The following is a 6,605-nucleotide window of genomic DNA, read 5'->3' as shown; positions in this document are numbered from 1 at the left end:
ACCACCCGGCCTTTTTGCCCCTTTCCCGCCCGGCCTACCTTCTGGCTTTCAGCAGAATGACCCCGCTCGGGAGGAGGGGGCCATCCGGGTCGAGAAGCCTTTCCAGAGGGGCCGTGCTCCCTAATACACCAGATTGGACACGGCGGCGCTGCCCTGGCCGAGCCGCAGGCGGTACTCGATGCCCTCGCCGCCCGTCGGGGCGAGGTCGAAGAGCAGCGCGTAAGACTCGTTCCCCTGCAGATTGGCGGTCACGTCCGCCAGGAGGACCCCGTTCAGCGAGTTGCGGACGCTGAGGTTGTATTGCCCCGGGGACAGCGTGGTCACCCGGTAGGAGTCCGTCGGGCGCACCTGCCGCAGGATCGGCGTTCCGTCGAGAAGAACGTCCACCGCGCCTGCCCGCGCCGCCTGCGTGCGGAAGACCAGGGTGGCGGCGTCTGCTCGTGTGGCGTAGGGGGAAAGGGACGGCCCGGCGGGCTGGACGCCGGCCTGGGCGGGAGCGCAGCCCGTCAGGGTCCCCAGGGCCACGGCGCCGAGGGTCAGCAGGGCGAGGGCGGGGCGCAGGGCGCGCGGGGGTGTGATCATGAGCAGTACCTCCGGAAGAGTAGGCCTGTGGCCTCTGGTCGCCAGGCTAGGGCCGTTCGGCCCGTACTTCGCACGGGTCCGCTAAAGGCGGCCTAGCCTCTCCCTTTCATGAAACGCTCCGCCCCCAGGCTCACGGGGGCCGAGTCGAGGGGATGGGGACAGTCAATCGGCGTTCACCAGGTTGCGCACGGCGGTGCTGCCGCTGACGAGGGCGAGGGTGTAGTCCATTCCGTTCGCGTCGTAGTCGTTTTGCAGGCTCACCGCGTTGAGGCTGTTCGGCAGCACGTTCAGGGTGGCCGTCGCCAGCACCTGACCATTCAGGCTGGTCTTCACCGTGATGTCGTGGGCGCCGGGAGTCAGGAAGAGGAGGCTGGGCCGGTCGGTCGCCTGCACGCCCGCCTCGACCCGCGTGCCGTCCACGTACACGTCCACCGCACCCGGGCGGCCGGTGTCGGCGAGGAAGAGGACGTTGGGGCGGGCCTGCGTGGTGGCCGTGGTGGTCTGGGCGTGGGCCGTGTTCAGGGTGCCGTTCAGGGTCAGGACGAGGGCAGCGGGGATCAGGGCGGTCTTGGCAAGCTTGTTCATGGTCTTTCCTCCGGTCGTTCAGGTAGGCCCCTTTGGCTTCCCTGATGCCCGGAGGTTAGGCCGCGATTTTCAACGTTCCTCGCGCGCCATTCGAAGATCGTGTGCAGCGCCCCTCAAGGCCAGCTTCACCAGGCTGTCAGGGAAGGCTCAACCCTCCCGCACCGCCCGCAGCACCTCGGCCTCGCGCTCGCGGGACAGGGGGGCCTTTTGCGGGGTGTCCTCGCTCCAGGCCCGGGTGTCCCGCGCCGTCACCAGCGGGTCGGTGAGGGTGAGCCCCGCCGCCAGCGCCCGCTCGTTCGCCATGTCCATCAGCCCACCCTGCTCGCCGTTCACCGGGATGTACAGGGTGAGTTCCCGCCAGCCGACGCCGTGCGCCTCCAGCGTCGCCGGGTCCACCCAGACGGGCGTGCCGTCCGAGCCCGTCGCCCCCCGCACCACGTCCAGAAACTCGTGCCAGGTCAGGCGGGGTCCGGAAAGGTTGAAGACGCCCGGAACGTCCCCCTCCAACACCCCGACCGTGAAGCGGGCGAGGTCGCGGGCGTCGATGACCTGCACGAAGTCCGACCCGTCCCCGGGGGCCAGGAACTCCCCGCCCGCCGCCACCCGGTCCACCCAGTACGTGTAGCGCCCGGTCGGGTCGAAGGGACCGGCCACGATCTGCGGGCGGAGGATGGTCGCCCGCGCCCCGAACACCTCCCGCACGATTCGCTCGCAGGTGACCTTGAGGGGCCCGTACGTCTCGCCCGTCACCTCGGTCACGTCCTCGTCGGCCTGGGGGAGGAGGGGGTCGTCCTCCCGGACGGGGTGGCGGTCCTGCTCGGCGTAGACGCTCCCGGTGCTCACGAAAACGTACCGCCCCACCGCGTCTCGCAGCATCTCCGCGCTCGCGCGCACTTGCCGAGGCGTGTAGCCGCTCACATCCACGCAGGCGTCCCAGGTCCGCCCCGCCAGGGCTTTGAGGCCCGCCTCTCCCTCGTCGCGGTCGCCGCGCAGCCGCTCGACCTGGCCGGGCAGGTCGTCGGGGGTGCGCCCGCGCGTGAGGACACTGACCCGGTGCCCGCCCGCCAGGAGGGCCTCCACGATGTGCCGACCCACGAACCGCGTGCCGCCCAGGACCAGAACGCTCATCTTCGCCATGCCCCAGCATCCCACGCCGCTACCATGGGCCCATGAGCTTGCTTCCCTGGCAGGTCGGCCCGTGAAGGTGCGCTTCGTCTCGGGCCGCGTCCGCGTCCGCCTCGACGACTTGGAGGTCGCGGCCCTGGCCCTCGGCGACACGGTGACGGCGCGGGTGGAGTGGCGGGGCGGCGGCTGGGTGGTCGTCCTGGACCCGGCCGCGATAGGGGTCTCCGGGGAGGGGGGGACCCTGATGGTGGGCCTGCACGGGCGGCTCACCGATCTCGTGGACGGCGGTGAGGAGGGTGTCGAACTACCGGGCCCGCCGCGCGTGAACGTGGAGAAGGACTACGGGCCGCAGCACGCCTGACCCCCACCGCGCCGGCCCCGTGAACTTTTCGGGCTCGCCGAGAGGGCCGCGCGGGGCACAATAGGCGCACGCTATGACGATCCCAGGTGTGAGACCGCTCCAGATCGGCGACCCGGCTCCCGACTTCACGGCCCCGGACAACGACGGGTGCAGCGTGGGTCTCTCCGGATGGCGGGGCCGCTGGGTAATCCTGTTCTTCTTTCCCCGGGCGGCGGCCAGCCACTGTCAGATGCAGGCGCGGCGCTTCCAGGCCCTCTTCCCCGAGTTTCAGGCGGCGGGCGCCTGCGTCGTGGGCGTCAGCAGCGACACGCGGCAGCGCCAGACGGAGTTCCGGGGCCTGTGCGACCTGAGCTTTCCCCTGATCTCCGACCGGAGCGGGGGGCTGAGCCGTCTGTACGGGGTTCTGGACGACCCCGAACCCGGAGAGGACGTCGCCCTGGCCCGCCGCGAGACCTTCTTGATCTCGTCCATAGGGCGGATTGCGCACCGCTGGCGGGAGGTCACTCCCAACGTCCACGCCGCCGAGGTTCTCCGGAAGCTCCGGGAACTCCAGGCCACCTCGGCGTGAGGGCTGAGCACTCTCCTACGGATGTGGAGCGCCACAACCGCCCTTCACCCCTCCTCAGGACGTTCGTCCCCCGCAATTCCTAAGCTGAGGGGGCTCGAAAGGAGAGACGATGACGGACGACGGAGCGACGGCCACGGGCGGCATGAGGGGCATCACGGACGACACTCCCGAGCATGCGGGAGCCCCGGGGGAGGCGGGAAGCGTCGATGGAGTCTCCGCCTTCGGGGGCGAGCCGGAGAGCGGGGAAGTCGGGGCGTTCTCCACCCCCGCCCACGACGCCCCCCAGGACACGGAAGCGATCACGGCCAGCATGGACGACGAGCGCGAGCGGGAGGAGGGGCTCGTCAGCGGCATCGGCGGAGGGGTGACGGGGACGGACGACCTCTGACGCTATCCCCGGGCCGTTCGCTTCCTCGCGTGAACCCACGGGTTTACCGCTGCGACGCCTCCCAGTCCGCCAACGCTGCCTCCCCCGCCGGGGTGAGGGTGTAGGTGGCCCTCGTCTGCCCGGGCCCACCCTCCCGGGCGACGAACCTCCACTCCTCCAGCTCCTTGAGGGTCACCACGCTCAGCCGCCTGCCCGCCAGCGTGTAGTACGGGCCGCGCCCGGTCTGCCGGACGTGCATGACGAGTTCGGCGCCTTCACGCATGGCCCTCAGGACTCGCACCCGGGCCTCGGTCAACTCCACGCTCTCCCCTCCCCTACCGCCGCGCCCAGCGCCCGCCGACCTCCTCGGCCAGCCCCATGAGTTGCAGCATCACGAGCGCGGTCTGCAACTCGGGCAGGGGCAGGCCGGTCGAGGCGTGCAGGTCGTCGAGGGTGGCGGGGGTCTTCAGCGCGGCGTGGGCGCGGGCCTGTTCGGGGGGCAGGTCGGGGGTGGGGGCGGCGGGCGCCGCGTCCCAGCCGAGTTCTGTCAGAACGTCGCCTGCCGCCTCGGTGAGGACCGCCCCCTCGCGCAGCAGGCGGTGGGGCCCGGCGGCGCGGGGGTCCCCGGCGCGGCCCGGCACGGCAAAGACGGTGCGTCCGCATTCGAGGGCGTGGGTGGCGGTGATGAGCGACCCGCTCTTCAGCTCCCCCTCCACGACCACGACACCCGCGCTGAGCGCCGCGATGAGGCGATTTCTCGTCGGGAAGTGATGCTGCGCCGGGCCGGTACCAAGCGGGTACTCGCTGAGCAGGGTGAGGCGCTCCGCCAGCCGCTCGTTCTCGGCCGGGTAGACGCGGTTCACGGCGCTGCCGAGGACGCCCACGCTGACTCCCCCGGCCCCCACGCTCGCCTCGTGGGCGGCGGTGTCCACCCCCCGGGCGAGGCCGCTCACGACCGTCACGCCCGCCCGCGCGAGGTCGGCGGCGAGGGCGCGGGTAAGAGCGAGGGCGTGGGGGCTTGCTCCCCGGGTCCCCACAATCCCCACCGCACGCGGGACGACCGGAAAGTCGGGCAGTTCTCCCCGCACCCACAGCACCGGGGGCGGGTCGCCGAGGGCGTCGAGGGCGGGCGGGTAGCCCTCCAGGCCGCGCCCGAGCAGGGTGACACCCTCCGCCCGGGCCTTGTCCAGCTCGGCCTCCGCCCCCTGGGCCGCCTTGGGGGTGCCGACGGCCTCCAGCGACTTCACGTCGAGGCCGGGCACCGCGCGCAGGGCGGTGAGGGGAGCACGCAGGGCGGCCCCGGCACTTCCAAAATGAAGGCGCAGGTTCTCGATGCGGCGCGGCCCGAGGTGGGGGGTCAGGCGCAGGGTGAGCAGGGCCCGCAGCTCGGCGAGGTGGTCGGCGGAGGTCACCGTGGCAGGATAGGGGCGGCGTCCACACAAAATTCCTTCTCCCGGGTGATGGACATTCGGGGACGGACGTGGGAGTCATCCCGGAGGCCCGGAAGACGGTGAGCCCGACCTCATGGATGGCCCCCTCACGAGAGCCGCAGCGGTTCCCGAACCTCCGTCTCCTCCCCGAACTCCTCCTCGTCGTCGCCGAGGGCCGCGCCGGGGAGGGTCAGGGTGAACTGGGCGCCGCCGACCGCCTCGCCGGGCCGGGTTCCCTCCGCCCGCGCGCTTCCCGCCGTCAGCGTGCCGCCGTGCAGGACGGCGATCTGGCGGGCCACGCTCAGGCCCAGCCCGCTGGAGCCGCTGCCACTCACGAAGGGGTCGAAGATGCGCTCACCGAGGTCGGCGGGCAGGCCGGGGCCGGAGTCGCACACGGTGAAGGTGACGTGCTCGGAGGTCTCCCGCAGGGTCACCGAGACCTGACCCTCCGGCCCGGCGGCGCGGCGGGCGTTGGCGAGGAGGTTGCGCAGCGCCTGGGTCAGGCGGTCGGGGTCGCACAGGATCATGCCGTCCCAGTCCCCCACGAAGGTCAGCCCCGGAACCAGCCGGTCGAGCCGTCCGCGCAGGGTCGCCGCCGGGATGAAGTGCCACACCAGCCGCATCTCCAGTTGCCCCCGCGCGAGCTGCATCAGGTCCTGGGTGGTGAAGGTCAGCTCGTCGGCGACGAGGGCAGCCCGCACGACCTCCGGGTCCCCACCGCGCTCGGCCGCCCGCGTGAGGCTCGCCCTGAGGACGGTGAGGGGCGCCCCGAGTTCGTGAACGATCTGCCCCAGAAGCTGCTTTTCCCGCGCCTGCCCCGCCTCGATCCGCACGAGCAGGCGGTTGAGGGCCGCGAGCAGGCGGTGGACCTCGTCCTCGCGGGGGGGCAGGGGCAGGGTGGCGAGGCTGCGGGTGGGGTCGATGCGGTCAGCGAGGTCGGCGGCCTCGCCCAGCCCCGCCAGGGCGCGGCGCCCCACCCACCAGCCCACCACGAACATCAGCAGGGGCGTGACGAGCAGCGCGAGCAGCAGCGCGTTCAGGGCGATGCGCCGGGCGTCGATCAGGGCGTCTTCCGGCAGCGCGACCCACAGGGTGCCGAAGTCGCCGAGTCTGCGGGTGGTCGTCCGGGCGGGAAGGTCGCCGATCTGCACCGTGGCCTGCCCCTCGAAGGGGAAGGGCGCCCGCTCGTACTGCCGCAGGGCGGGCGTAGCGGCGAGGACCCGCCCGTTCTCGTCCACGATCATGGTGTAGACGCCCGCGCCCCCCGGCGACTTGCCCAGGCTCTGCCCCCGGCTCAGGAACGCCTCGGCGAGGCTGTCGGCCCGCTCGTTGAGCCGGGTCTGGAACTGCGCGTCCATCTGACGCAGCAGCAGGGTCATCACGCCCAGCCCGATCACCCCGATCAGGAGCAGGGCCACCAGCGTGTACACGAGCGCGAGCCGGAAGCGCAGGCTGTGCCGCCACGCCACGCGCGCCGTGCGCAGGGGGGCGCGGGTCACGCTGGCCTCTCCAGGGCAAACCCGCCCCGGCGGTCGGTCGCGGGGCGGGCAGGAGCGGGGTTCATGCCGGAAAGTCTAGAGCGGACGC

The 6,605-nt window shown here is 72.3% G+C and carries 9 protein-coding genes; 3 read left to right on the top strand and 6 right to left on the bottom strand.

The annotated features are described in order from the left end of the window. Positions 1–120: 120 nt before the first annotated feature. The 3 genes from DAETH_RS16285 to DAETH_RS16275 form a co-directional block, all read right to left on the bottom strand. Positions 121–582 (bottom strand): DUF4397 domain-containing protein, encoded by a 462-nt coding sequence (locus tag DAETH_RS16285; RefSeq protein ID WP_264775922.1) that lies wholly within the window; start codon positions 580–582, stop codon positions 121–123. A 162-nt stretch (positions 583–744) separates the two neighbouring features. Continuing rightward, positions 745–1,167 carry a DUF4397 domain-containing protein gene (locus tag DAETH_RS16280; protein WP_264775921.1) on the bottom strand — a complete coding sequence of 141 codons (423 nt, stop codon included), beginning with the start codon at positions 1,165–1,167 and terminating at the stop codon, positions 745–747. 147 nt (positions 1,168–1,314) lie between these two features. Next, positions 1,315–2,304, bottom strand: coding sequence for an SDR family oxidoreductase (locus DAETH_RS16275; RefSeq protein ID WP_264775920.1), 990 nt, complete (start codon positions 2,302–2,304; stop codon positions 1,315–1,317). Between the two features lie 61 nt (positions 2,305–2,365). Between DAETH_RS16275 and DAETH_RS16270 the strand changes: the two genes are divergently transcribed. The 3 genes from DAETH_RS16270 to DAETH_RS16260 all read left to right on the top strand — a co-directional run bounded on the left by DAETH_RS16270 (position 2,366) and on the right by DAETH_RS16260 (position 3,609). Beyond that, the gene (locus DAETH_RS16270; RefSeq protein WP_264775919.1) at positions 2,366–2,653 is read left to right on the top strand and encodes a hypothetical protein; all 288 of its coding nucleotides are present in this window, start codon (positions 2,366–2,368) and stop codon (positions 2,651–2,653) included. Between the two features lie 73 nt (positions 2,654–2,726). Then, positions 2,727–3,221 carry a peroxiredoxin gene (locus DAETH_RS16265; RefSeq protein ID WP_264775918.1) on the top strand — a complete coding sequence of 165 codons (495 nt, stop codon included), beginning with the start codon at positions 2,727–2,729 and terminating at the stop codon, positions 3,219–3,221. Positions 3,222–3,330: 109 nt separating this feature from the next. Next, a complete protein-coding gene (locus DAETH_RS16260) occupies positions 3,331–3,609 on the top strand; it encodes a hypothetical protein (RefSeq protein ID WP_264775917.1) in 279 nt (92 codons plus the stop codon). 43 nt (positions 3,610–3,652) lie between these two features. On the opposite strand, the gene DAETH_RS16255 is transcribed toward DAETH_RS16260, so the two are convergent. The 3 genes from DAETH_RS16255 to DAETH_RS16245 all read right to left on the bottom strand — a co-directional run bounded on the left by DAETH_RS16255 (position 3,653) and on the right by DAETH_RS16245 (position 6,517). Further along, positions 3,653–3,910 carry a hypothetical protein gene (locus tag DAETH_RS16255; RefSeq protein WP_264775916.1) on the bottom strand — a complete coding sequence of 86 codons (258 nt, stop codon included), beginning with the start codon at positions 3,908–3,910 and terminating at the stop codon, positions 3,653–3,655. A gap of 13 nt (positions 3,911–3,923) precedes the next feature. Beyond that, positions 3,924–5,000: a DNA-processing protein DprA gene (gene dprA, locus DAETH_RS16250; protein ID WP_264775915.1), complete on the bottom strand. Its 1,077-nt coding sequence runs from the start codon at positions 4,998–5,000 to the stop codon at positions 3,924–3,926. A 125-nt stretch (positions 5,001–5,125) separates the two neighbouring features. Continuing rightward, positions 5,126–6,517, bottom strand: coding sequence for a sensor histidine kinase (locus tag DAETH_RS16245; protein ID WP_264775914.1), 1,392 nt, complete (start codon positions 6,515–6,517; stop codon positions 5,126–5,128). Positions 6,518–6,605: the final 88 nt, after the last annotated feature.

Origin of the sequence: Deinococcus aetherius, assembly GCF_025997855.1 — a bacterium.
GTDB lineage: Bacteria > Deinococcota > Deinococci > Deinococcales > Deinococcaceae > Deinococcus > Deinococcus aetherius.
The sequence above is the reverse complement of the archived record's forward strand: the minus strand, read 5'-3'. Positions and strand labels throughout refer to the sequence as shown.

What these genes read in the sequence shown, in the direction of transcription:
- DAETH_RS16275 (WP_264775920.1), bottom strand. Translation starts at nt 2,304, where the DNA reads ATGGCGAAGATGAGCGTTCTGGTCCTGGGCGGCACGCGGTTCGTGGGT.
- DAETH_RS16265 (WP_264775918.1), top strand. Translation starts at nt 2,727, where the DNA reads ATGACGATCCCAGGTGTGAGACCGCTCCAGATCGGCGACCCGGCTCCC.
- DAETH_RS16280 (WP_264775921.1), bottom strand. Translation starts at nt 1,167, where the DNA reads ATGAACAAGCTTGCCAAGACCGCCCTGATCCCCGCTGCCCTCGTCCTG.
- DAETH_RS16260 (WP_264775917.1), top strand. Translation starts at nt 3,331, where the DNA reads ATGACGGACGACGGAGCGACGGCCACGGGCGGCATGAGGGGCATCACG.
- DAETH_RS16285 (WP_264775922.1), bottom strand. Translation starts at nt 582, where the DNA reads ATGATCACACCCCCGCGCGCCCTGCGCCCCGCCCTCGCCCTGCTGACC.